Raw genomic sequence first — 25,584 nt, 5'->3', positions numbered from 1 at the left:
ACTATGGGTTTCTTGTCATTCTTTGCCCTGGTTTTACAGCGCGCATAGCAATGATAATAGGGATATCTTTTTGTCTTACCTTGAGAGCTTTCGGTTAGTTTTCTACCACAAATTGGACATATTAAAAATCCTCTTAGAAAAAATACTGCTTCCAAATTATCTGATTTGGCTGTAACCTTTCTTTTTGTATTAATGATTTTCTGGACTTTATAAAATAAATCTTCAGGAATCAATGGTTTATATGTTCCCTTTATCACCTGTTCTTCTTCAGGACTACATTTTACTTTTTAAGTCCGCAATAAACAGAATTAGGTATAAGACGGAAAAAATATTAACGTTTAAATAGTACTACTTTATTTGAAATGAGATACTAATCAGGAATCAGCATGGGAAGTGGTGAAAAGATGCTATAAGAGTATACTGCGTATAAGATTGGATCCCAAAATGGATCAAAAGTATTTAAAGCCGAAATCTCTAATACCGATTGGCCTAGTTTTATGAAAACCTACAATGCTACAACGGAGAGTTATCATTGGTGGAATTCTCTATATGGCAGGTCTGTTTCATTGCTATAAACAGAGCGTTATGGTGAGCTTTCTCAAATTACAATATAACTTCGTTGGATATTGTAAAAATTCAGATTAATAACTATTGAGTCGTACAAAACAAAGCTTTGACTAACAATGCAGCAGCATAAAATAATTACAGAGAAGAGAATTTTTTCTAAGAAAATTTTATGGTTTTCCCCTGTAACATGAGTATGAAAGGCTTTAATTTCAAGTGAAATTTAGATTTTTGACAAGAAAAATCTGTTATTTTCGGAAATTCTTACAACTAAATAAAGGAGGTAAATTGTTGTTATTGGCTGTGTTGCTGGTGTATTCTCGTGAGTTTAATGTACGCGGATTAAATGAAAGATACTTCAATTAAAAAATGCCCTATTTTGGATTATATAAATTATCATGTTAAATTATATAAAAGAAAAAAGGCAGCTGGCCACTGATGAGATTGAGTATGAAAAAAGTCTTTACTTTGATATTTATACTCTTGTACTTGTATTGATTCTTGGTTGCAATGTTGTCCTGAATGTTTTCTTTTTAAATCAACCGGTGTATGGTGGAATATTCTTCGGAATGGTTCTTTTTATGTTGTGTACATTGCTTTGGCCAGATAAGATAAGGTTTAACAGGTATCTTTTAATGCTTCTTTTCTGGTTTCTGGGATTGGTGATTTTTTATTGTGATACCATAAGTGGAAACGGGGCAATGAATTATCTGTCATATATCTCTCTTACCATAGCTGTAGCGTTTTTTTTTGACTATGATAAGGATAAGTATATCATTTTTATGCTTGTGATTACCTATGTAGTATTTTTTTTAATCAACATCATCACGGACTATTCTATATTTTCATCTTTTCATCAAAATCTATCCCCTGTAAAACTTTGGTATATAAGAGTTTATAAGGCATTGGAAATTTCCTTCTGTACTTTTGTTGGTATGTATATTATACATAGGAAAGAGAAAATGATCATAAAATATTATATAGAAAAAGAGAAGCTTAATGACTTTATAAAGAAAACAGATAAAATAAGCTCGTCCAATGAATTGTATGAATTAGCCATGAGTAAAAACTCACTTTTTATTACCTATTTTAAATCTGAGTTTCCCGAGTTTTTTGAAAAAATTTTAGAAGTCTGCCCAAATCTCATCTCATCAGAACTGGAAATATGTGCTTTATTGAAACTGAACTTAACTACAAAGGAAATTTCAATTGCAACTAACACAACTATCCGTGCTGTAGAGAACAAAAAGCATAGGATTCGTAAGAAAATTAATCTTCCTACAGAAACTGATTTGAATTTATATATTATAAAAACTTTTTAATTATTTGTTGATATTCAGTTTGTTATTTGTTTTGAGTATAACTAAGTAGGTGTGGAAGTAGATGTGAAAACTGTTTTTTTTAGTGTTAGGGTTCTTTTTATCTAATATTGCAACTGTCTGGAAAATCATACAATTGTATTTCCTGAAACAAAACACAAATGTCTTAATATATAGCTGGGAATATTATTTCCCAGCCCTCTCACTGGGGATAGAATATTACTTCCCCGGATCAATTTAATATAAGGGATAAAGATATTGAATAGTAATTCATTGGGTTTACGATGCCCCTTAGTTATAGAAATAATAAAAATTATTATATAATCCTTAAGTAAAAAACATTATGAAAAAATTTAGTTTCCTGGCAATTTTCTTTTTTGTCAATGCCTATAGCCAAGTAGGAATCAATACTGGAAATCCAACTGAAATATTGGATGTTAATGGTAATGAGAGGGTACGAATACTTCCCAAACATCAGACGGCAAATTCTATTTTTACAAAACCAGACGGTTCGAAATCAGATAATAAAGATCAGTCATTTATAGCAACTAAAACTGTGGTAGCAGATGCAAATGGAGTTTTGGGATATGTTGATGGATTACCCAAATCCAATGGTGGAGGTTTGGATATAGGAGATGCTATTACACGAATTTATTCCGTTCCTGCTGCCACTGCTCAGTCTAGTACATTTAATTTAAAAGATTATATAGTCGCTAATAGTTTGCAATCCTTACCATCTATTGATGGCTTGGAAATGAATTTACAAGGAGTTAATTCAGACTATTATGATCCACGTATATATAATATATCAAATGGAGCTTTACTTGTTAGCTATCAGTCGTTTGCTACAGTTGGTAATGAAAATGAAACTTCATTAAATAACAATCTACAGGCAGGAAGTTATCTTCAGATTGATGCCAATAATATAGTATTTTGGCGTACAAACGCAGCAGAGGTTGAAACCACAAATCTTCAGGTGCAGATTGATAATAGTACATACAGATGGTATGAATTTAAATGGTGGTGTATGGAAGTATCTGGACAAAAGAAAATCTTCATGTCGGTAGTCCGTAAAGCTTAAAACTGAGTGCTTTCAGTGTGAATCATATACTTGTAAACAATTGTAGTAATGTAGTAATCTTTCCGGTTATTAAAGGAAAAGTTCCATTGATATTTAAACCCACTTAAAATACCCTTGATTTGGATTTAAAAAACATAAATATTGGAGAATTAATTAAAGAAACTGTAGCGCAAAATGAGGGAGAAATGTCCCGTATCTGTAGTTTTCACAAATGCTCCGAAGAAGAGGTCATTAGTATGTATAACGAAGAGAATCTGGATACTAATACACTACTGCGTTGGAGTAAATTACTTGAGTATGATTTTTTCCGAATCTATTCTCAGTATTTAATACTCTATAACCCGATTAAAAAAGGACAAAATAAAAATATAGAAACCCAATTACCCCAATTCCGTAAGAATATTTATATGAAGGAAATGAAAGATCATATCCTTGAAAAGATCAATAAAGGTGAAACAACCCTTAGGGAAGCTATAAAAGATTACGGAATTCCTAAAACAACACTATACACATGGATGAAAAAAAACAACAATTAATGCCTGATTATAGAATGATATATTACGATATCCTTTCTGATAAATATCCGGAGAGAATGGATGAATTTAAAAACTTACTTGAAAAACCAACATTATCTGTCTTGGAGATATTACAGATAAATCAAAAAATTTTTGGAAAGGTAGATAAATCAGTAGAAAGATTCAATCAAAGACACAGATCTTACAGCTCCAATGACATCTTTGAAATATTGGAATATCAGAAAAAAAATAATATGAGTAATATGCAGCTTGCCAATCATTTTAAATTAAGTAGAAATACAGTAGCTAAATGGAAAAAACTATTTCTATCTAGATAACATGGGGGAATTTAATAAAACAATTCTTGTTAAGGGAATAACTTTTTATTACATTGAAAGGAGACCTTTTAGTCTCCTTTCTTATGTGAAATTGGTTGTTTTGTTAAGAATTGTTTAAAAAAAATGCTTTATAAAATTACCCTTTCCACTTCTGGAACAGTTTCTTTTTACTTCAGTTCTTTTTATGCATTCACCTAAAACCATATTGCTGTACTGGAAATAGAATGGGGATACATTTTTAGAATTAAAATATATTGAACAAATCAACAAAAACAAATGAGCTAATGATGGATTTAAAACAAATTAATATCGGACAATTACTTAAAAACAGTGTAAAGGAAAATCATATAGAAATAGAAAGTTTGTGTAGTTTTTTTAATTGTGAAGCTCAGCAGATTGAACAGGTGTATAGCTCAGATACTTTGGATACGGATATTTTAATCAAGTGGTCTCAGTTATTACAGTATGATTTTTTCAGATTGTACTCTCAACATTTGGTTTTATATGCTCCTCCGTCTGCGAATGGATATAATCAGGTAGAAATCAAAAAAAGGGAAAAACTCAGAAGTTTCAGTTTCGTAAAAATATTTATACAAAAGAAATTATTGAATTTATCATCAGAAAAATCAATAAAGTAGAAATGACCAGAGAAGAAGTCATTAGTAAATACCGGATTCCAAAAACAACTCTTTACAAATGGCTGAATAAATATAATGAATATATAGAAGATTAAAAACTGTAATGCTCTTAGATTGTTTACGTTTAAATTAACCGCCAGTATAGGAATTAAATATTTCTATTAAAAAGACTTGCTTTTTTAGATCTTGAGGTATGAAATATGTGATAAGTTTCGAAAGAAATATTATAAAGTTATTTAAGAATTTTAAATTTTGTTGCTCGAATAATAAAGTTTAACTATTATGGGCAGCGTTTTTTTCATACCCCGTTGCCCATTTTTAATGAAGTGGTTTAAACTTTATTTAGGATAAAAATTTCCGAGAAAGTTAGCAATTTTGCACTACCCTTTAAGAACTCATAATTAAATATAAAATGGAGTAATGGATTTTGCACCATTTAGTAAAGAACAACTGTTGTTAAGACTGAAGAAGCTGAGAAAATAAAATATTTTATCAGGGAATATATTTCATCCTGATTTCTTCAGAAGAAGTACGGGTAACTTCCTGAAACCCTATTTTCCGATACAGATTATAAGCCTTACTATTTCCGGGAGCAACCTCCAGAATGATTTCAATACCATTAAAGTTCTGGCAGGCTTCAGCAATAACAGCTTCAATCAATCCCTTACCGATATTTTTCCCCTGAAATTCTCTTTTTACATACATCTGGTAAATACTTCCTGTGCTGCTTTCATTTTTAACAAAAGTACAGATGCTCACAAGTTCATCCTGTGCGAAAGCTCCATATACAAACCTTTCTGGTGTTTGTTCTTCAATATCACTTTCCATCCGGAATTTTTCGATACTCAAGGCCTCCTGATAGGTTGCTCCAAAAGCTTCAGGAAATTTTTCCAGACTTTCCAGGCGAATTGCCCTGTAAATTCTACTTTCGTTGGGGAGAAGTTTTCGATAGTTAATACTTGTCATAATTATTTTCATTAATATCCGATACAAAAATGTACATTATTTTGAACTTCTTTTTAATATAAATCCCAATAATTATATTAAAATTTTCAAACTAGCCGATCTATTTGTAACAAATTTCATTTCAGATAGTCTTATTATAAAGAAAAACAGATTTTTTGAGCGGAATAGCTTACAGAAACCGTTGAAAAACTTAAGAAGATGTCTGTTTAAGGGGGAAAATTTTAGTACTTTATTTAAATGTTACATTTTTGCAAAATTAACTGCTTATTTCATAATAAGCATGATAATTTATGTATATTTATAACACTTATTGGGGAATAATAATAGAATAACAGTAGAAATTTATCAACATATTTCAATGTAATATGTATAGGTAGATATAGGGAAAAGTGGAGCTGATGGAAAGAATTAGTTTGATCATTCTTACGAATAAAAAAATACATTCAAAGGATATAAAGAAAATAATAGCCTGTACAATCTGCATAGGGTTATTTTTATGTATGCTTTCGTGCAGCCGTGATTCCCAGAATAAAGAAAGAGAGAATTTTGATACTTCTTTATTAAACCAGACTTCAGACCTCCAACTGTCAGGGGAATACGAAGCGCTTATCCGGCTGAATATAAAATACCTGAAAAAGGCAGCAAAAATGAAATATAAAGCTGGAAAAGGCCTTTGCTACCTGAATATGGCAGGGGTGAATGTCTCAGCAGGAAATTATGATAAAGCCCGTTTTTTTTTCAACAAAGCGGAGAAAGATTTGAAAAACTCTGAGAATAGCTATCATAAAGCAGCATTCTATAATGACTACAGTCTGTATTATTCTCATCTTAAAATAAATGACAAGGCTATTGAATGCAATAACAAAGCATTCTATTATCTAAAACAGGCCGAAAAAACAAGTCTTACTCAAAAATTACTTCCGAGACTGTATGTAAACAAAGGAATTTACTATGCCTGGAAAGGGTGGTTCGGAACTTCTCTAAAATGTTTCACAAAAGCGAATATGCTGGAAAACTCGGCCTATAGCAATTGTATGGTTGCCCAATACTATTTATTTGTTCACAAACCTGATTCTGCCGGAATATATATTGAACGGGCAGATGAGAAGATGCTAAGCCAGAAAACAACCGATGTAGAATCTCTCTGGGTTTACTATACCATGGGATATTACTATAATGAAGTGGATAATAGCGAGGAGGCCGAGAAAGCACTTAGGAAAGCCTTGGATATCAATATTAAAACAAGGCGTACATATTCTTCGCATATCAAAGAGGTTTACAAGGCACTGGCAGAACTGTATAAGAAAAAGAATGACGGAGGAAAGGCTTATTTCTATCTGAAAAAGTATATGGAAGAAGAAGGGAGGTTTGACGCCGCCCGATTTACCACGATGAATAAGGCAACCGAAGATTTTATATCTGAAGTAAAGCAGGAGTCGGACTGGCATAAGAATGATCTTCCGTTATTTATTGCCTTGTCTATCAGTGTTCTTACCTTTTCAGGAGTATATGTCCGGAAAATAATTAACAACTTAAAGCTAAAGAAAAACTCCCTGAAAGAAGAAACGGATGAGCTGAAAAATCATGTGGAAACCAAGCAGCTGGAAGAAGTAATAGAACTTGCCAAGAGGAATGATTCTTCTTTTTTATTAAAATTCAAAGAATTGCATCCTGATTTTATAAAAGCGCTTTTGAAAATCAATCCTGACCTTGAAAATTCAGAGCTGACTTTCTGTGCTATGTTGAAACTACGCTTTTCATCCAAAGAAATTGCAGATTATACCTTTGTGCAGCACAGATCTGTACAACAGAAAAAATACAGGATCAGAAAAAGACTGAATATCCCCGGAGAAACAGATATTTATGACTTTTTTGAAAACATAACGGAATAAATAATTTCATCACAATAAAAGATGCCGGATTCTGTTTTATAAAAGATTTTATTATTGATCTCAGCAGAAACACCAGAGAATTAAAAATAAAGTACAATTGTATTCTGAGAGATTATTTTAAACATAATTTATACAGGAATTTAGCTTAAATAGAGAAACATATGATGCGTATTTTTCTTGTTGTTTTACTTATTATTTTGGTTTCGTGCCATTCTCATTCAAAGAAAGAGGCTGAAAAGAAATTTGATGTTTCCCTGCTGAAACAGAATGAGCAATTCAGAGTGGCCGGAGAATATGATTCTCTGATCAATCTCAACAAAAAGTATTACAAACTGGCTGACAAAATAAATTACGCAGATGGAAAAGCGCTGTGCTATATCAATCTGGCAGAGCTTAATATTTCTTTAGAAAACTTTCAGAAGTCCCAGGTTCTTTTTGACAATGCGAAAGAAATCCTGGATCAATCGGATGATAATCTACATAAAGCCAGATTTTATAATGTTTATGGCCGTTTCAATATAGAACTTCGAAGAGTGGACAAAGCTTTTCAATATAATAATGAAGCGATGAGCCTGATCCAGAAAAGCGGTCAGTCTGAACTTAAAAAGGATCTTCTTTTCAGTATTTATTTCAGGCAGGCCATCTATTTTATCCAGAAAAAGAATTACGAAAAAGCACTTGAATATTTTCACAAAGCAAAAAAGATGGATAATTCAGGCCTTACGGATTGTGCTATAGGTGATTATGTTTATATGCATAAAAACAAAGATTCTGCATATAAATATGTAAGCACTGCTTATAATAAAGCGAATATAAGAGGGAAGGAGGACGGGATAGCCTTGTATGCCAATACTATTATGGGAGAATATTTTCTTACCAACAAACAATACGACAAGGCAGAAGAAACACTTAAAAAAGCTCTGAAGATCAATGAGAAGACTAAGCGCATCTACACCTACTACGGAAAGTATATCTATAACGATCTCAGAGTGTTGTATGAACGTACAGGGGATAAGGAAAAAGCATATCTCTACCTGAAAGCCTATACAGATGCTTATTATAAAACCAATACATCTTTACTGGCCACAATTAACCAGGATATGGAATCTTTTATTACGGGAGCTCAACAGGATGCTGATCATCATAAAAGTAAAATATACTGGATTATCTTTCTGTCACTGGCAGGTCTTTCTCTGCTGGGCTTGTATGCCTGGAGAATTATCAGGGCTTTGGGGAAAAGAAAAGAAGTACTTACCATCGAAGCTGAAAACCTTAAAATCAGGATGAATGATAATAAACAGGAAGAGGTCTTAGAACTTGGTAAGAAGAATGATCCTGAATTTCTGAACCGGTTTAAGGAAGTTTATCCTGAATTTATAGGTCAGCTTTTAACAATTAATCCCAATCTTGAAAGTTCTGAATTGATTTTTTGTGCAATGCTGAAACTGCATTTTACATCTAAAGAGATTGCAAGCTATACTTTGGTTCAGCACAGAAGTGTTCAGCAGAAAAAATACAGAATAAGAAAGAAACTCAATATTCCGGGAGAAACAGATATTTATCATTTCTTTGATACTTTGAAATAATTTAAAAAAAAACTGTCTGATTTATCAGGTCAGACAGTACTCGAAAATATTCTCTTTTCACCACTTGAATTTTTTTGTGGTCTCTGGGTCAAATATGAAAATTTTTAACGAAAACAGAAAAAAACACTCTACTACATGGGTACTACATCGTGTATTTGTGTTTTTAAACTACTGATTCATAGTGAGTTGTTTTTATTGGTTGTTTTGAAGGTTTATTTATGAAAAAAAGAGCCTGCGATTCTAAATTGCTTCATTTTTTTGCCTATATTTTTTATAATCTATCTTTTTGGATGTTACTTAAAGTAGCAGATAAGTATTATTTTCTTCCTGATTTTCAATTTGTTTTTCCGGTTATATTTTGATCAGAATATCCAAGGTATTTTATCAGTTAAAATTCTGCTAATGAATGAGCACAAAAGAAGCGAAATGTAAATTATTGATATCTAGCTATTTACGATAAAAGTGTATCTATGTAGTATCATCTTTTTTTGTTTTTTATTAAAAATATATAAGTTTTGTAGAGAGTTTTATTGTAAATGTTATACGATATGTTTCGTTTTGTTGAATTTATGATAATGGTGGCTTTATCATTAATGATGACTAAAGAATAGAAACTGAAACAGTCTTTGGATAATATTTTCAATAAGCTTTCCAAAATAACTTTAAATAAATCTATGAAAAAAAGAATTTTATTCGTTTGCGCATTAGCGTCTTGTTTTACGGTTTTCAATGCTCAGAGATGGGAATCTGCTTCTCAAAAATCTTCGGGTATAAGAGAAGGAGTAGAAGTGCAGCATTCTTACAGACTTGATTTGAAGTCTCTGAGAGAAATGTTGAAAAATGCTGAAGAGACAGGAAAAAATGCACGTCCTGTTATTATTTCTTTACCAACTGTAGAAGGGAAGATTGAAAAATTTGCAGTGTATAGCAATCCTGTGATGGACAAATCTCTGGTAGAAAAATATCAGTTAGGATCTTATGTGGGAATTGGAGTGGATGATCCTTCCAAGTATTTAAGATTCAGTACATCTCCAATTGATATGCAGTCTATGATCATCAAGGATGGAGTGTTTCAGTTTATAGAACCCATCAGTTCGGATAAGCAGACTTACGGAGTCTTCTATAAAACAAAGAATGATGGAGAACATGGCTTCAAATGTGATACAGGAGAACATGATTTTAAAAATATTAATAAGCTAGTGGAGAATGGTAAAAAAATGCTCTCCGGAGTTGGAATTACCAGCAGACCTACTAATACAAAATATAGGGATTTCAGAATGGCATTGTCCGTTACAGGAGAATACAGCCAGTATCAATTAACAGCTGCGGGAACTCCAGCCAATGCTACAAATGATGTGAAAAAAGGAGTGGTTCTGGCTGCTATGAATAATACAATGACCCGCATAAATGGTGTTTTTGAGCGTGATTTTGGAGCTCATTTAACAGTACAGAATCTTCCGCAGATCATCTATCTTGATCCGGCAACAGATCCTTATACGGGTAATTTAAATCTTCAATTACAGCAAACACTTACTTCAGAAGTAGGAAATGCCAATTATGATATCGGACATGTTCTTAATCAGAATGCTGAGAGAAGCGGAAATGCAGGAGGAATCGGAATTGTCTGTGTAGATCCGGCGACTAATACTGAAATAAAAAAAGGTTCTGCTTATACCCAGGGACCTATTCCTGTAGGCGACGTTTTTGATTTTACAGCAGCGCATGAAATGGGACATCAGTTGGGAGCAAACCATACGTTTTCAAATACTTCTGTTACAGATGCAAACCAAGGCGCAAACGTAGAGCCGGGCGGTGGAACAACGATTATGGGATATGCCGGGATTACCTATGATAATGTTCAGGCTAACGCAGATGGATATTTTCATTATAAATCCATTGATCAGGTACTAACTAATTTGGAAAATAAACTTAATTGCGGAGTTTCTCAAAATATTATCAATAACACAGCTCCGGCCATTAATCCTCTGGTTGCTTATAGCATTCCTAAAGGAACTGCTTATTATCTTGAAGCTGTAGCAACAGATGCTGAAAATGATGCTGTAAACTATACATGGGAACAAAATGATTCCACCGATGAATTTTCTACAATTTCAGGAGATAGCGGATGGGGGTACAATCCTAAAGGAGCCTTAACAAGATCTGTTCCTGGTACACCAAGCGGAAGACGGTATTTTCCTAAGCTCCAGACTGTGATGAACGGGTCTCTTACAGATAAGCAGGGATGGGAAACTGTATCATATATTCCACGAACGTTAAATTATGCAGTAACAGCAAGAGATCAAAACGCTCAACGTCCGATGGTTTCCAGCTCAACAACTACAGTGACGGTAGGAAATGACGGGCCATTCAAATTCAATGGGCTTACTGCATCTTCAGTATTGTACAACAATGCAATGAACACGATTTACTGGGATACAGCAAATACAAATAATGCTCCTTATAATACAGCCAGTGTAAAAATAGATTATACTGCAGATAACGGAGTATCATGGACAAATCTTGTAGCGGCAACCCCTAATACAGGAAGTTATAGCGCTCAGATGCCGGGTAATCTAACTGGAGCTGTAAAATTAAGAATTTCAGCTGTAGGTAATATATTTTATGCCGTATCTCCTGCAATTACCATTGGTAGTGCCCCTACATCTAATACATCAGCTCCTACAGGTGTTTCTGCTATAAATACTGAGATTTTCAAAACAACGGCAAGGGTATCTTGGAACAGTGTTCCCGGGGCTACCTATTCTGTTAATTACAGAAAAACAGGAACGGTAAACTGGTCTAATGTTGTTAGTCAGGCAAATTCTGTAGTTCTGAATAATTTAGAAGACGAAACAAATTATGAAGTACAGGTGGCAGCTGTAGTCAATTCAGTTCCTGGAACCTTCTCTAATAATTATACATTTAAAACAAAAGGATTAAAGACAGGAGTTGATTACTGCTTTTTAAATTCCGGTTCGCCTTATTTAGGAGCCATCTTAAAAATTACAGTTGCAAATATTGATTACAGTGATCTTACAGCAAAATCTTATAAAGATTTAAGCGAAGATCCTACCAAGATTGTTAATTTGACGCAAGGCAGTACATATACGCTTACACCAAGAGTCGGAAACCTGCTGCAAAACGGAATGCCGGTTAATGTATCCGCCTGGATTGATTATAACAGAAACGGTGTGTTTGAAGCCACAGAAAGAGTAGGCCAGACTTCAGCAACAATAAATACAGGGAATGTGGGGTTGAACAGCTTTAACTTTATCGTTCCGGCAAACACTTACTCGGGAGATAAAACATTAATGATGAGGGTAGTGGCTAAATTTGCGACCAGTGCATTAAATAGCGTATGTGGTGAACTGGCAAGCCAGGCGGGAGGTATTATGGATCTTCCTGTGAAGATTACTGCTGGTGCGCTTGCTGTGAGAGAAGCAGCAGATACAAAATCATCCGAAGTATCTATTTATCCTAACCCTGCAGATACATTTGTAGAAGTGAAAAATCTTAAAGGTAAAGCAGATTACAAAATCTACAGTGCAGACGGAAGATTAGTTCAGGAAGGTAAAATTGATGGAAAGATCAACGTTGCTTCTTTGATAAAAGGAATGTATGTGGTCACTATAAAAGATGATAAAAACACTTATAATACTAAGTTAATCAAGAAATAACACAAATGAATCTCCGCATCAGGATCTAAAACGCGGAGAGAAAAAAGATTTATTTAACTGAAAAAGGCTGTCTCTGGTTGAGGCAGCCTTTTGTTTATGATGAAGTAAGATGACCATTAAAAAAGTCCAGCATGGTTGCCAATGAGTTTTCAGAATGCATCCGTTCGCCGTTTTCCAGAGATTCCTGTGTGGCAATGGCTGCTCTCTTCCGCATGTGAAGTTCATAGCTGGAAATTGCTTCCTGTAAAGTGCTGTAAGTATCATTCGTTAAATATTCACTCAGTTCAAGTGCGTCCAGCATAGCCATATTGGCACCTTCTCCTGCAAATGGAGGCATTACGTGGGCTGCATCGCCTATCAGAGTTAGATTGGATTGTGTTTCCCAGGTTTGATCTGCAGGCATAGAGTAGATCAGGCGCGGAATAAATGGAGTGGCCGCATTTTCAAACAATTCATTCCAGACGGGACTCCATTCGGAATATTTTGTTTTGAACCATTGTAGCATCTGCGCATTATCAGAAAAATCAAGACCACTGTCTGCAGACCAGTTTTCATCAGCTTTAAAGCTTGCATAAAATCCCAGATCTCCATTACCTTTCTGGCCAAGCAGAATATTTTTGGCATTCCCGAACGCCATTATTTTTCCTCCTTTAATCATAGCATCGATCTGAGGAGCAGCTTCTTTTGAAACATTTCCTTCCAGCATGATAATTCCGGAATAGACAGGTTTAATATCAGTAAGATAAGGCCGTATTTTAGAATTGGCTCCATCACCTGCAATCACAAGATCTGCATATTCTGAAGTGCCGTTTTTAAAATGCAGAAGCCATCCTTCATTCTGAGTTTCCATCGTAAGAAACTGACTGTCCCAGACTACAGTTTCAGGATGTAATGACTCTAAAAGCATATTCCTTAAAGGTCCGCGGTCTATTTCTGGACGGAAATGCTCATCGCCAAAATCTTCTGCGGGTTTCGTCTCATGATCGTTAAAAAATATTTCTGCCTGCTCATTGACAATCAGTGTTCTGTCTGCTCCGGGGCGGAAGGTCTTTTTAAATTCCTCCAGCAGTTCTGCTTTACGGATGGCTGCTAATCCTGAATCTTCATGCATATCAAGGGGAGAACCCTGTACCCGTGCATTTTTATTGAAATCTCTTTCATATACTTTTACGTTGGCTCCTTTCAGCTGTAAAAGTCTTGCCAGTGTAAGTCCTGCGGGACCGCCACCAACGATTGCTATTGATTTGTGTTCTATCAGCATTTTAAATTTAAATTTTACAATGCAAATTTATTTTCCTTTCAATACGGATAATAGTACAAATCGGTCGTTTTTATTTTTGGATAATTCTTTAGGAGCAACTCCCGAAAACTTCTTCACTTCTTTGATGAAATGGTTTTGATCAGTATAATTAAGCTCGGGAAAGAGTCTTCCCTGCGCGATGTGTTCCAGAGATGTTCTGAAACGTAAAATAGTGGAGTAGGCTTTTAATGATAAGCCAAGTTGTTTGGTAAAATAACGGTTGATCTGCCTGCTGCTCCAGCCTGTTTTTTCAGAAAGTTCCTTTACACTCATTTCTCCTTTTGAAGCATATACCAACTCGAAAAGCCTGTGTTTTCTTTCATCTGCTTTTTGGGGAAGCAGATCTTTAATTTTTTGGGTTGCTTTTAAACAACAAAGATCAAAGTTTTGTAAATCATCAGCTTTAAAATCCCAGAATCCGGGAGAAAGCTCTTTTCCTATATTTAATAAATCAGCGATAGAAGTATTTAAGATATATTCAACAGCAATAGGTTTGAAACTGATCACAAAAGCAGTCATATGCGGAGCGATATATCTTTGCTCCGGATAAGTTTCCAACCCGAGAAGCGTTACATGAAAAGGTTCTGAATCCGACTGTGAGAAGAACAAATCAACTCTTCCGTCAGGAATAATCACAACTTCTTTAGCTTCCCCTGAAAGGTTTTGAAACGTTCCCAGATTTTCAACAAAATCAGCGATCTCTTTGTCGGGTTCGATGAAGTTATAATAGAAATTATTGTCCATAATTATACCTGCAGAATGTTGCTTTTAAAGAAGAAAATTACAAAATTTGGAATAGACTGACAAAATATTCCTCATTGTACAGAATTAAAGCAAACGCTAAGATTTTAAATACTATTTTTGTTTTGGAGAGATTTCAAAAATAAATGTATCATAGTTCTTATTCTCATGAACAAATCATCACTTAACACTTACTTTCATTCCCTTTTCACTATCAAAGCGGAAGTGGTTGAAAAGATCACAGAAAAATTTATCCATTTTGAATTAAAAGGCAATACTATTTTGTTGGATAAGGATGCAATAAGTACTAAAACATACTTTCTGGAAAAAGGGTATGTACGTTCCTATATACTGAATGAAGATAATGAGGAAATTACAACCAATATCTATACGGCACCCTGCTTTGTGAATGATTTTCTGTCTTTCTTCAGGCAGCAGCCCACCAAAGAAATATACCAGACGGTAACCGACTGTATTTTCTGGGAAACAGGATTGGAAAATGTACAGGATAATTTTCACAATATTCCTGAATTCAGGGAGTTCAGCCGGCTTCTTTTTGTGCTTAATTACTACAATATTCATGACAGATTGATAGAAATGGCCAGTCAGAAAGCTTCCACAAGATATTTTAACCTGATGAAGAAAGATCCAGATATTTTTCAGCATGTTCCTTTGAAGATAATTGCTTCTTACCTGGGAATCAAAGACAGTTCCCTGAGCCGGATCAGAAGGGATATTCATAAACTTTAATTTCTTTTCATTTGTCAAGTGATAGTTCAGAGATCAACCCTGATATTTGCTGAAAATAATTTCATGAACAAAAAACATATTGTCGTTGTAGGATTAGGTGGAGTAGGTGGTTACTTTGGTTTTAAAATAAATCAGGCCAATGAAACTTCAGGGAAATATCATATTTCTTTTGTTGCACGTGGGGAAACTTATGAAAAAATAAAACAAAACGGATTGACTCTGTTGTCTCCCGAACATTCCAATACCCAGACATATCCCAATGCTGTTGAAGAGAATATCAGTGATATTCAAAATCCTGATTTCGTGCTGATCTGCGTAAAGGAATATGATCTTGAAAATGTATGTAAACAACTGCTGTCAGTCATCAATAAAGAAACCATTTTGCTTCCGATGATGAACGGAGCAGATATCTATGACAGAATACGTAAAATAATTCCTGAACATACGGTTCTACCGACTTGTATCTATGTAGCTTCTCATATTAAGGAAAGAGGAATTGTGGAACATAAAGGAAAGGCCGGGAAAATGATTGTGGGAAGAGATCCTGAGCATTTCTCCACCTCTCTGGAGTGGATTACCGACCTTTTGAGCGAAAGTAAAATTGATTTTGACTTTAAAGACAATTCATTAACAGATATCTGGACGAAATTTATTTTCATTGCCAGTTTCGGACTGGTAACTGCTAAACATAATTCTTCAATAGGAACTGTCTGTACTGATGAACAGCAGAAGAATGAAGCAACTGAAATTATGAAAGAAATAAAGCAGATTGCAGATAAAAAAGAAATCTATCTTCAGGAAGACATCGTTAATAAAACCTTTGAAAAAGCGTCTACATTTCCTTTTGAAACACCTACTTCTTTACAGCTTGATATCAATTCAGGAAAGAAAGATAATGAGCTGGAATTATTTGCAGGAGCTGTTTTAAAATATGGAGAAGAACTCGGTATTGAAACTCCGTTTACAAAAAAAATCTATACCGAAATTAAAGAAGAATAAGTTTTGGCTGAAGCCGAAGAAGAATCAGAATATAAAATGGCGGGTTAAAACCCGCCTCTATTGAAAATTAAATATAAAAGATAGAAATTTTTAGTTGTTTTCCTGCTTCATAGCATTAATCAGCATTCAACCGAATACTTAGGCACTGTGCATGAACTTTTGCCGATCCAGTAATACTTCATCTGTTTCCCGATGATCAGGATCATCAATACAACAGTCTACGGGGCATACCGCCTTACACTGAGGTTCCTCATGAAAGCCTTTACATTCCGTACATTTTCCGGATACGATATAATAAACCTCGTCTGAAACAGCTTCATTATAAGTATCGGCATCAGCTTCCGCCCCGTCCGGGAATGTTATATGACCTGAAAGTTTTGTTTTGTCTTTCCAGCGCCAGTCGATGGCTCCTTCATAAATGGCGGAGTTGGGACATTCAGGTTCGCAGGCCCCACAGTTGATACAGGCATCCGTTATTTTTATAGCCATATTGGGTATGTTTAGAGGGTTTTAAAAAGGGATTTCTTCAACGTTGAACGGTTCAGAAATCCCTGCTAAACTTAATTACAGCAGTTCAACACTGTTCTTTGAAAATAAGCAGCATAAAGTGTGCTATTTTTTATTTTTAAATCATTAATCTGCAGAAATTTCTGTGAGAAGTCCCTGCATCTGCTTTATAAAAGGTATCACGTGACTAATCTTTTGACTTTATGAATGTTGAAGGATTCAGGCTTTCTATTTTTTTAGTTGTTGCGAGACTGATAAGTTTATCAAACTTGCCGGAATAGAGCTCCGAAATTTCAGTTGATTGTTCAGGATCAAATAATGATGATCTCACAATAGGTACACTGAATGGTAATGACCATGCTCTTAATGACTTGGCAATAGAATCCATGGTGTTGATTCCCTGCATAGCCTGAAGACCATCTGCCCAGCATACGAGTCCGACAGTTTTATCAGTAAGATAAGGCTCGTACCTGTTGGCGGTCACTTCAAGCCAGTCCAGGCAGTTTTTCATCACTCCCGGAATGCTTCCGTGGTAAAGCGGAGCCAGCCAGATGTGCAGCTCAGCATCAGTAAACATCTGGGTCATGCGTTCTACTGCCAGAGGAGTTTTGGTAAGAGTGACATCAAATAGCGGAATACCGGAATCAGCAAGGGTAAAAATATCAGTCTGAATTCCCAGCATTTTCAGACGCTCTGAAAAGTAATTGGAAATCAGTCCGGAAGTAGATTTTGATCTTCTTTCCAGAGATCCGTTGAATATGATTGCTTTCATTTTTTATTGTTTAAAAATTACTTTAGGTAATCCTATCTCGCCATACATCAGTGTTTTAACCAAAGGTTTCAGAAGTCCTGCAGCTAATAAATAGAGGGAAGGATCATGATGAGTACTCGCCCGGACTACTACTTTCTGATTTCTGTACTGTTTCAGGTCTGCATAGATGAGACGGCGTTTCCAGAGATCGAGCAGAACTGTTTCAGCATTGTTTAGATCTACATAAGAAGCATAAGGAGATAGTTTTTCCATGATCAGCATATAGGCCCATGGCGGGATAATCGCATCCGTAGAGCAGATAATTCCTACTGCTTTTTCGTTATAGACAGAAAAATCTACCGCAGCAATTGATTCTTTAAACTCTTTTTCCTTGACAATCATTCCCATGAAGAGATGAGCTTTTATATCCAGTTCCACAATTTCCGTTGTCGGTTTGTAGTCTGAAAGATCAAGAGCAATAATACCTGAAGCTTTTGCTTTATTGATAAAATTTTCCTCAGTCATAGTTTATCTGTAATAAGTGTTAATTATCTTACTTTTGACAAAGCTTCTTCATATTTTCTTTCCACAGAAGACCAATCCAGAACAGACCAGAAAGCATCCAGATAATCTGCTCTTTTATTCTGATAGTTCAGATAATAAGCATGTTCCCACACGTCTATCCCAAGAATCGGGAAGCCTCTGTTCATCGAAAGAACATCCATCATCGGATTATCCTGATTTGGGGTTGAACTGATGGCCAGAGATCCGTTGAATTTTACAAAAAGCCATACCCATCCGGACCCGAATTGTGACAAACCTGTTTTTTTCATTTCTGCTTTAAGATTTTCAAGACTTCCAAAAGTGGCAATGACAGCATCATGAAGCGCACCTTCAGGAGCAAGTTTGGGTTGAGCCGAAAGAATTTCCCAGAATAAAGAGTGGTTGTAGTGTCCTCCGCCGTTATTTCTTACAGCAGGACTGTATTCACTTATTCTTTGCAGTAAAGAATCAAGATCAGGATTGATTTCATTGGTTTGTGCAAGGGCTGTATTTAGATTATCAACATAGGCCTGGTGGTGGCGCTGGTGGTGAATTGTCATTGTTTCTTTATCTATAAAAGGTTCCAAAGCATCATAAGCATAAGGTAACTGAGGTAATGTAAATGGGTTCATCGTATTTATTTTTTTGATTATTGTCTGACAAAGGTAAAAATATATTTGAATAAAACAACTTTTAGGTTGTTTTATAGATTTTGTATTTTTATGATTCAAAAGATTGTTAATGTGTTGTTTGTGTGATTTTTTTGAGGTTATAGAAAATGACTATATTTGTTGTTGAAAAATAAAACAACTTAAATATTGCTAAATGAAGAAGCCGGCTGCTGATCGTATTCTGATGTTTTTAAAGATGAGAGGTGAAGTTACATCACTTCTTATGGCTGAAGAATTGTCAATTACCAAAGAAGGGGCAAGAAAACATTTATTAAATCTTGCTCAGGAAGGATTGATCGAGTCGTTGGTGAAGAGTGAAGGCGTGGGACGTCCCTCTACTTACTATACCCTTACTGAAAAAGGATTGGCCCAGTTTCCAGATACCCATGCAGATGTAACCGTTCAGATTCTGAAATCAGTGAAAAATCTTTTAGGTGAAAATGCCCTGAATTTATTAATCAGTGACCGTGAGAAGAATACTCATGAACGATATGAAAAACTACTTTCTAAGGCAAAATCTCTGGAGCAGCGCCTTGAATCCCTTGCAAAAGTACGCAGTGAAGAGGGATATATGGCAGAATGGAAAAAAGAAGGAACAGATTATTTTCTGATCGAAAACCATTGCCCGATATGTGCTGCAGCAACAGAATGTCAAGGATTCTGCCGCGCTGAGCTCTCCAATTTTCAGTCGCTGATCGGGAAAGAATATACGGTTGAAAGAATAGATCATATTATTTCCGGCGGACAGCGTTGTGTTTATAAAATCAGCCAGTAATTTAATTTATTATTCAAAAGATGGCTTTAAAAGCAGTAATATTTGACATGGATGGCGTCCTGATAGATTCAGAAAAATTCTGGACCCAGGCAGAGCTTGATGTATTTTCATCCTATGGAGTACAGGTAACGGAAGAGTTGGCGGCGCAAACCAAATACATGACCACTCAGGAAGTGACAGAATTCTGGTATGAAAGATTTCCATGGGAAAACCGGGATGCATCTGATCTGGAAAATAAAGTTGTTTCAAAAGTGATCGACCTGATACAAACTCAGGACTGTACCATGTCTGGTGTGCAGGAATTTATCAGACATCTTAAGAATAAAGAATATAAAATAGGATTGGCAACTAATGCACCTTTGAGTGTGGCACACGTTGTTCTTGAAAAACTTCAGGTTCGTGATCTGTTTGATACTGTTCATTCATCTGAATTTGAAACCCATGGCAAACCTCATCCAGCTGTATATCTTACCTCTGCAAAAAACCTTGGTGTCTCTCCTGAATATTGCATTGCTATTGAAGACAGTCACTCAGGATTAAAAGCAGCAAAAGCAGCCGGAATGCAAACCATCGTTTTTACCAATGATGATGAAAGCATTGATTCTGATCTTGCCGACTTTAAAATATTGAACTTTGGAAATGCTTTACTGCCTGTGTTTGGGGAATAAGTTGATAATAGTGAATGGTAAATAGTGAATCCGCTTCGCTGTGAATTTTAATAAGTTCTGTAAAAATTGACGATTGACACAACCCCGAACCCCGAACCTCGAATCACTAACCCCGCTCTCAATACCTCATCAAAATCTCCATCAGCAACAGAATAGAGACTAATTTCTTAGACGACTGATATTCCGGATTCAGCTGTTCACGGATTTCACCCAAAGCTTTGCTTAATTTATTACTTACCGTCTTATTGCTGAGTCCCAATGCCTCTGCGGTTTCATTAACGGACATATTTTTCCGGATTCTCATATCATAGACCTGCTGCTCTGTGGAAGGAAGGCTGGCAACCACTTCATCAATCATTGATAATAAAGAATTGATCTCATTCTCCTCAAGAATTTCAAAATAATCAGTATCTGATATCTCTAATTCATTGGGGATGTCAAACTCGTCAATACTCAGCGTTGGAGGGGCTTTTTTATAACTGTTGTAAAAATCAAGGATACGGTAATGAAGATGGCGGAGAAGATAGCCTTTGGCACTTTCGGAATCGTCAGTTTGTATCGTATCTGTATTCTCAAGAATCTTTACCCATAGGTTCTGAAGAATTTCCTCAGCAATTTCTTTATCCCGGGTCCGTACAAAAACAAAGTTATATAGACTATCCCAGTATCGGTCATACAGCAGCATAAATGCAGGGCGGTCGCCTGATTTTATTTTCTTTAATAATGTATAGTCTGTTGGGCTCATATTGTTGATGCAAAATTACCTAAAGGAAAATTAACTTTTTGTGAACTTTGGGGATGGTAAGATTAAATATTTCTGAAAAACGGGGTCAAAATAGCGGCTTAATGTTGGCTAAATGTGAAAAATGGTGAAAATTATTAACAATTTGCTCATAATATGAATATAACGTTAAGAATGCCCTGGGGAAGTTTTTCATTTTCACTGTCTTATAGATAGAAGTATCTGTGAATACCATGAAAGACTTTATGAAAAATCGTTTAACATATAAAAATATTGAAGCCTTTGTTTTCAGACTGTGGGAAAGGGAAGTTTCTGAAGAACCAATTTCTGAAAAAGAAAAAGAACTTTTAACAAAATGGAGAATCCGGACTGAAAAAGATCTGGATACTGTTTATAGAAAAGAATCCAAAGAAAGGGTATTATCCGGACTGGAACATTATTTTCCTCAAACAGATATTATTTCTATACATTCTGTAAAAAGGTTTAAAACAAACCTGTATAAAATTGCAGCGGTTATTATTCTGCTTTTGTCGCTGGGAAGTATTTTCACTTATACTATGTTCATTAAGCCTGATATTTATCTTGCAACATCGGAAAACCGTATTGTTCATCTCGAAGACGGATCTGTGGTTACACTCTTACCGGGCGCTGAACTTATCGTTGAGAAATCATTTCCTGCTTCTACCAGAGTGGTGGATTTAAAAGGAGATGCCATCTTCTCTGTAGCCAAGTCAAAAGTACATCCTTTTGTAGTCCGTGCTGACGGTTTCAGTACTAAAGTTTTGGGAACGGTATTTAAAATATCCCAATCAGGGAAGAGAAAAGCAGTTGATCTTTATGAAGGGAAGGTGGCTGTATCTTCTCCGGGAGTTCCGGTTTCTTTCCTTAAACCGAATCAGAAATGGACGAATTTCGGGATTGCACATACTACAGCAGTCATTTCAATAAGTCCGGTGAAAAATTCAGCGAAGAAAGTTTCTTCAATCCTGTCTTTAAGCTTTAATGATGTTCCTTTAAAAGAGGTAGTAACGGTTCTGGAGAGCAGCTATAACACTAAAGTATTATATCCTAAAGATGCGGAAGACAATAAAATTACGGCTGACTTTACCGGAGGAACAGTCGGAGAGAATATTGAATCTCTGGCCTTCATCCTCGGATTGGAAGTACAGAAAAAAGAAAACATCTATATCCTGAAAAAATAAAACACTACTCAAAAAAATAAATAATCATAATCAAGAGAACACTTTAAGTATGAAAAGTTTGAAATGTGGGATTACCATAGCAGCCTTATTTTTTACTGTAGCCGCAGAAGCACAGGAGCTGGTTCAGAAAGTAACATTTTCTGTACCTGCCAACAGACCGTTGATTGAAGTTTTGGAGGAATTTGCCGGAAAAACAGGAATGAGACTCGCTTATTCCAAAGTAGATATTAAAGAGCTGAAGGTAAAAGGGGTAAAATGCGAAAATACTTCTGTTAACAATTGCCTGAAGGATATTACCAATGGCCTTCCTGTAGTTTACCGCCTGCATGGTGATCTTATTTCGATAAAATATGAAAATTCTAATATCTCTGTACTGGGAAACGGACGAATTTCCGGTAAAATAGTGGATGAGGTAGGAAATCCCATTACCGGAGCTGAAATTAATATAGCCCAGAAAACCGTAGTCACAGATAATAACGGAGATTTTACAGTAGATCTTCCTTCGGGAACTTATAATCTGACAATAAAAGCACCTAAATATAATACGCTGAGAGTTGAAAAACTATCTGTCACCGATAAAGAAACAAGTTCTGTATCATTTGCTCTGAATAAAGCTTCCGATAAAATCACAGATATTAAAGAAGTCGTGATTACCGCAGCCCGTAAAGCAGATACACAGGCGGGACTCCTTGCTCAACAGAAAAAAGCGGCACAGATGAGTGACGGTATTTCGGCAGAACAGATCTCCAAAACACCGGACAGCGATGTAGGAGGAACTTTGAAAAGAGTAACGGGAATTACCACTATCGATAATAAATATGTCGTTGTACGGTCTATGGGAGAACGATGGAATACCGCAGCCATGGATGGAATTAATCTCCCAAGTACAGAAGCCTATAATCAGAATTTCTCATTTGATATCATTCCTACTGCCATGGTGGAAAGTGTAGTCGTGAGTAAATCTGCAACACCGGATATGAATGCCAGCTTTGCAGGAGGTTATGTAGAAGTGAGAACCAAAGATATTCCCAACGAAAATTTTACAACGGTAACCATGGGAACTTCTTATAATGACCAGTCAGCGTTCAAAGAATTCCTGACCCGTCAGCGCGGAAAGTATGACTATTTCGGATATGATGACGGAACAAGAAATTTTCCCAAAGGGCTTGAGCCGATGAACTGGACAGATCCCAGATTTTTTGAACAGTCCAGACAGTTTACCAATGACAATTTCAGCACCTATAAAACAAGAGGTGATATGGGATCTAATATACAGCTTGCATTAGGACGAACTTACGCCCTTAAGAACAATAATAAATGGGGATTTGCCGGAGCATTTGTCATCAGAAACGAACAAAATAAGCTGGAAATCGATCATACGGGAAGAGGAAACTGGCTGGATACCACCGGACCTTATGTTGCTGACTGGCAGACAAAAGGGGTAGCTCCTATACCATTTTATAATTTTAAAAACCAGGGGGCATCTTATAATTACAACTCTACGATGGCGGGGATGCTTAATTTTGGACTTCAGCTAGGGAAGAACAGAATTTCCTTCCGTAATTCATACACCCATATTTTTGATAATACATTAACAAGAGTTACCGGCTGGAATGAATATACTACCGGAAGTTCGATGGCCTCTAACGCAGAATTAGCCTATAATTATTTTTATAACGGAATCATCCCCAATAATGATCCTGCCCAGATCAAGAACTTAGACAGACCTTATACTGATAATACCAATTATCCGATTTTTCAAACCCTTTTGCAGAATAAACTGGAAGGGAACCATAAAATAGGTAATACAGAAGTCAGCTGGTTTGCGGCAAGAACCGGGATAGCCTCTGATACTAAGGATTATACGCAGTATCTTACTCTTTATGATTTTATTGGAAGTGAAATTCTTACCTATCATAAAATTTATAATACCGGAGGAAATTTTTACAGAGGATATATCGCTAATAAAGAAACCGATTACAATTATGGAGCTTCAGTTAAGTGGGATCTGGATACCGGAAATTTTAAAAATACTGTTAAGACAGGATACGCAGGAACATTAAAGAACAATACCAATCAGCAGCAGAAATTCTTCTTAAGGGTAGACGAGAACCGTGATGTTCCGAATAGTGAAAAAAATTACCTGACAATGTACGGTACTCTTTCGGATTGGTTCAATGGATCTCAATATGTTCCGGGAGGTATTGGGTGGGAAACCAAAGCATTGTATAAAAATGATAAATATGAAGGAGAAGTGAAACAACACGCTCTTTATGTAATGTTTGATAACCGTTGGAAAAATAAATTAAGGCTAGTATGGGGAGTTCGTGCAGAATATTTTAAGTATGATCTTGTTTCCCAGCAACTGGATCCTAGTGATACAAAAAATGTTACCAAAGCACCCATAGAAGATAAACCGTGGCAATGGATGCCTTCTGTGAATTTTACCTATAGTCCTACGAATAAAATCAATCTGAGACTTGCCTATAATAAATCTGTCATTCGACCACAGTTTAATGAAAGAACAGGGCTTCCTTATTTTGATCCGATTGCCAATGGATTGATTTATAATACAGAAATGACCTCTTCTGTCATTAATAATTATGATTTCAAATTTGAATGGTTTCCCGGCTTGGGAGAAATATTTTCTGCAGGGCTTTACTATAAAAATATAGACAGACCCATAGAACGTGAAGGGCATATTTCCAGTGAAGGGAATCTATACCTATATAATGGTAATTCAAAAAATGCAAAACTTGCAGGAGTAGAGGCGGAGGTAAGAAAGAATTTAGGATTTATTGCCGAAGGAACTTTTCTGGAAAAACTTTTCATAAGTGGAAACTTTACCTATAACCATACAAAAGTAATAGCCTTCAAGGATATGTATAAAACAGGGGACAATGATGAAACCTATGAAGTAAAACGTCCGCTGTACGGGCAGACTCCTTATGCCTATAATCTTGGATTGGTCTATGATGGTGACCGTTTGGGGCTTAGCTTTTTATACAATGCAAAGGGTGACCAGTACATTACCGTTGGGTATGCTTACAAAGGGGAAGAAATACAACGCCCTTATGCCGTAGCAGATGCACAGATCTCCTATAAATTTCTCAGGAATAAAAACCTTGAATTAAAATTCAATGCAAGAAACTTATTCAATAGAGTGAAGGAATATTATAATAATTATAATTCCTATGTAATACCACTGGGATTGGGGAGTGCTATCGGAACTGAAAGGGAAGCATGGGGACTTTTACCGGGTGCAACCGACAGGTATGACAAGAATATTGATAAGATCATGTTTAGAGCCTACAGTGGCAGAATGTTTAGCCTGAGTGTGAACTATATGTTTTAAACAA

General features: G+C 35.6%; 22 protein-coding genes. 14 read left to right on the top strand and 8 right to left on the bottom strand.

What is annotated here, in order from left to right; translation table 11 throughout:
• Positions 1–962 precede the first annotated feature (962 nt).
• From ACLMCG_RS04450 to ACLMCG_RS04430, 5 genes are all read left to right on the top strand, one after another.
• Positions 963–1,886, top strand: a complete 924-nt coding sequence (locus ACLMCG_RS04450) for a helix-turn-helix transcriptional regulator (RefSeq protein ID WP_413958947.1) — start codon at positions 963–965, stop codon at positions 1,884–1,886.
• A gap of 340 nt (positions 1,887–2,226) precedes the next feature.
• Positions 2,227–2,964, top strand: coding sequence for a hypothetical protein (locus ACLMCG_RS04445; protein ID WP_309876773.1), 738 nt, complete (start codon positions 2,227–2,229; stop codon positions 2,962–2,964).
• A gap of 119 nt (positions 2,965–3,083) precedes the next feature.
• Complete coding sequence (locus ACLMCG_RS04440; protein ID WP_413958946.1) at positions 3,084–3,500, top strand: helix-turn-helix domain-containing protein; 417 nt, start codon at positions 3,084–3,086, stop codon at positions 3,498–3,500.
• Positions 3,476–3,817 (top strand): helix-turn-helix domain-containing protein, encoded by a 342-nt coding sequence (locus ACLMCG_RS04435; protein WP_413958945.1) that lies wholly within the window; start codon positions 3,476–3,478, stop codon positions 3,815–3,817. The genes ACLMCG_RS04440 and ACLMCG_RS04435 overlap by 25 nt, the downstream gene beginning before the upstream one ends.
• 284 nt (positions 3,818–4,101) lie before the next feature.
• Positions 4,102–4,455, top strand: a complete 354-nt coding sequence (locus ACLMCG_RS04430; RefSeq protein ID WP_413958944.1) for a transposase — start codon at positions 4,102–4,104, stop codon at positions 4,453–4,455.
• Positions 4,456–4,947: 492 nt separating this feature from the next.
• Here ACLMCG_RS04430 and ACLMCG_RS04425 read toward each other — a convergent pair whose 3' ends face one another.
• A complete protein-coding gene (locus tag ACLMCG_RS04425) occupies positions 4,948–5,421 on the bottom strand; it encodes a GNAT family N-acetyltransferase (protein ID WP_413958943.1) in 474 nt (157 codons plus the stop codon).
• A 398-nt stretch (positions 5,422–5,819) separates the two neighbouring features.
• Here ACLMCG_RS04425 and ACLMCG_RS04420 point away from each other — a divergent pair, with 398 nt between their 5' ends.
• The 3 genes from ACLMCG_RS04420 (at position 5,820) to ACLMCG_RS04410 (ending at position 12,576) form a co-directional block, all read left to right on the top strand.
• Positions 5,820–7,313 carry a tetratricopeptide repeat protein gene (locus tag ACLMCG_RS04420; RefSeq protein WP_413958942.1) on the top strand — a complete coding sequence of 498 codons (1,494 nt, stop codon included), beginning with the start codon at positions 5,820–5,822 and terminating at the stop codon, positions 7,311–7,313.
• 161 nt (positions 7,314–7,474) lie between these two features.
• Complete coding sequence (locus ACLMCG_RS04415; RefSeq protein WP_413958941.1) at positions 7,475–8,899, top strand: tetratricopeptide repeat protein; 1,425 nt, start codon at positions 7,475–7,477, stop codon at positions 8,897–8,899.
• Positions 8,900–9,573: 674 nt separating this feature from the next.
• On the top strand, positions 9,574–12,576 hold the full coding sequence (locus ACLMCG_RS04410; RefSeq protein ID WP_413958940.1) for a reprolysin-like metallopeptidase: 3,003 nt from the start codon (positions 9,574–9,576) through the stop codon (positions 12,574–12,576).
• 94 nt (positions 12,577–12,670) lie between these two features.
• Here the strand turns inward: ACLMCG_RS04410 and ACLMCG_RS04405 are convergent, their stop codons facing one another.
• Both ACLMCG_RS04405 and ACLMCG_RS04400 read right to left on the bottom strand, forming a co-directional pair.
• Positions 12,671–13,837 (bottom strand): FAD-dependent oxidoreductase, encoded by a 1,167-nt coding sequence (locus ACLMCG_RS04405; RefSeq protein ID WP_413958939.1) that lies wholly within the window; start codon positions 13,835–13,837, stop codon positions 12,671–12,673.
• Between the two features lie 27 nt (positions 13,838–13,864).
• Positions 13,865–14,620, bottom strand: a complete 756-nt coding sequence (locus ACLMCG_RS04400) for a helix-turn-helix domain-containing protein (RefSeq protein ID WP_413958938.1) — start codon at positions 14,618–14,620, stop codon at positions 13,865–13,867.
• Between the two features lie 165 nt (positions 14,621–14,785).
• On the opposite strand from ACLMCG_RS04400, the gene ACLMCG_RS04395 reads away from it, so the two are divergent.
• The gene (locus ACLMCG_RS04395; protein ID WP_413958937.1) at positions 14,786–15,367 is read left to right on the top strand and encodes a Crp/Fnr family transcriptional regulator; all 582 of its coding nucleotides are present in this window, start codon (positions 14,786–14,788) and stop codon (positions 15,365–15,367) included.
• Between the two features lie 63 nt (positions 15,368–15,430).
• A complete protein-coding gene (locus tag ACLMCG_RS04390; protein ID WP_413958936.1) occupies positions 15,431–16,366 on the top strand; it encodes a ketopantoate reductase family protein in 936 nt (311 codons plus the stop codon).
• Between the two features lie 138 nt (positions 16,367–16,504).
• Here the strand turns inward: ACLMCG_RS04390 and ACLMCG_RS04385 are convergent, their stop codons facing one another.
• The 4 genes from ACLMCG_RS04385 to ACLMCG_RS04370 form a co-directional block, all read right to left on the bottom strand.
• Complete coding sequence (locus tag ACLMCG_RS04385; RefSeq protein WP_413958935.1) at positions 16,505–16,855, bottom strand: 4Fe-4S dicluster domain-containing protein; 351 nt, start codon at positions 16,853–16,855, stop codon at positions 16,505–16,507.
• Positions 16,856–17,060: 205 nt separating this feature from the next.
• Positions 17,061–17,645 (bottom strand): NADPH-dependent FMN reductase, encoded by a 585-nt coding sequence (locus ACLMCG_RS04380; protein ID WP_413958934.1) that lies wholly within the window; start codon positions 17,643–17,645, stop codon positions 17,061–17,063.
• A 3-nt stretch (positions 17,646–17,648) separates the two neighbouring features.
• Entirely contained in the window at positions 17,649–18,149 is a 501-nt protein-coding gene (locus ACLMCG_RS04375; protein ID WP_413958933.1) for a DUF2480 family protein, read from the bottom strand.
• A 23-nt stretch (positions 18,150–18,172) separates the two neighbouring features.
• Positions 18,173–18,799, bottom strand: coding sequence for a superoxide dismutase (locus ACLMCG_RS04370; protein WP_413958932.1), 627 nt, complete (start codon positions 18,797–18,799; stop codon positions 18,173–18,175).
• A 193-nt stretch (positions 18,800–18,992) separates the two neighbouring features.
• Here ACLMCG_RS04370 and ACLMCG_RS04365 point away from each other — a divergent pair, with 193 nt between their 5' ends.
• A complete protein-coding gene (locus tag ACLMCG_RS04365; protein WP_413958931.1) occupies positions 18,993–19,613 on the top strand; it encodes a helix-turn-helix transcriptional regulator in 621 nt (206 codons plus the stop codon).
• Between the two features lie 20 nt (positions 19,614–19,633).
• Positions 19,634–20,281 carry a hexitol phosphatase HxpB gene (gene hxpB, locus ACLMCG_RS04360; RefSeq protein WP_413958930.1) on the top strand — a complete coding sequence of 216 codons (648 nt, stop codon included), beginning with the start codon at positions 19,634–19,636 and terminating at the stop codon, positions 20,279–20,281.
• A 118-nt stretch (positions 20,282–20,399) separates the two neighbouring features.
• Here hxpB and ACLMCG_RS04355 read toward each other — a convergent pair whose 3' ends face one another.
• Positions 20,400–21,026, bottom strand: a complete 627-nt coding sequence (locus tag ACLMCG_RS04355; RefSeq protein WP_413958929.1) for an RNA polymerase sigma factor — start codon at positions 21,024–21,026, stop codon at positions 20,400–20,402.
• Between the two features lie 242 nt (positions 21,027–21,268).
• On the opposite strand from ACLMCG_RS04355, the gene ACLMCG_RS04350 reads away from it, so the two are divergent.
• Together ACLMCG_RS04350 and ACLMCG_RS04345 are read left to right on the top strand one after the other, a co-directional pair.
• A complete protein-coding gene (locus ACLMCG_RS04350; RefSeq protein WP_413958928.1) occupies positions 21,269–22,225 on the top strand; it encodes a FecR family protein in 957 nt (318 codons plus the stop codon).
• 49 nt (positions 22,226–22,274) lie between these two features.
• Positions 22,275–25,580 carry a TonB-dependent receptor domain-containing protein gene (locus ACLMCG_RS04345; protein ID WP_413958927.1) on the top strand — a complete coding sequence of 1,102 codons (3,306 nt, stop codon included), beginning with the start codon at positions 22,275–22,277 and terminating at the stop codon, positions 25,578–25,580.
• Positions 25,581–25,584 lie beyond the last annotated feature (4 nt).

It is taken from the genome of Chryseobacterium sp. S90 (assembly GCF_047444895.1).
In the GTDB taxonomy this organism is placed as follows: domain Bacteria; phylum Bacteroidota; class Bacteroidia; order Flavobacteriales; family Weeksellaceae; genus Chryseobacterium.
The sequence above is the reverse complement of the archived record's forward strand: the minus strand, read 5'-3'. Positions and strand labels throughout refer to the sequence as shown.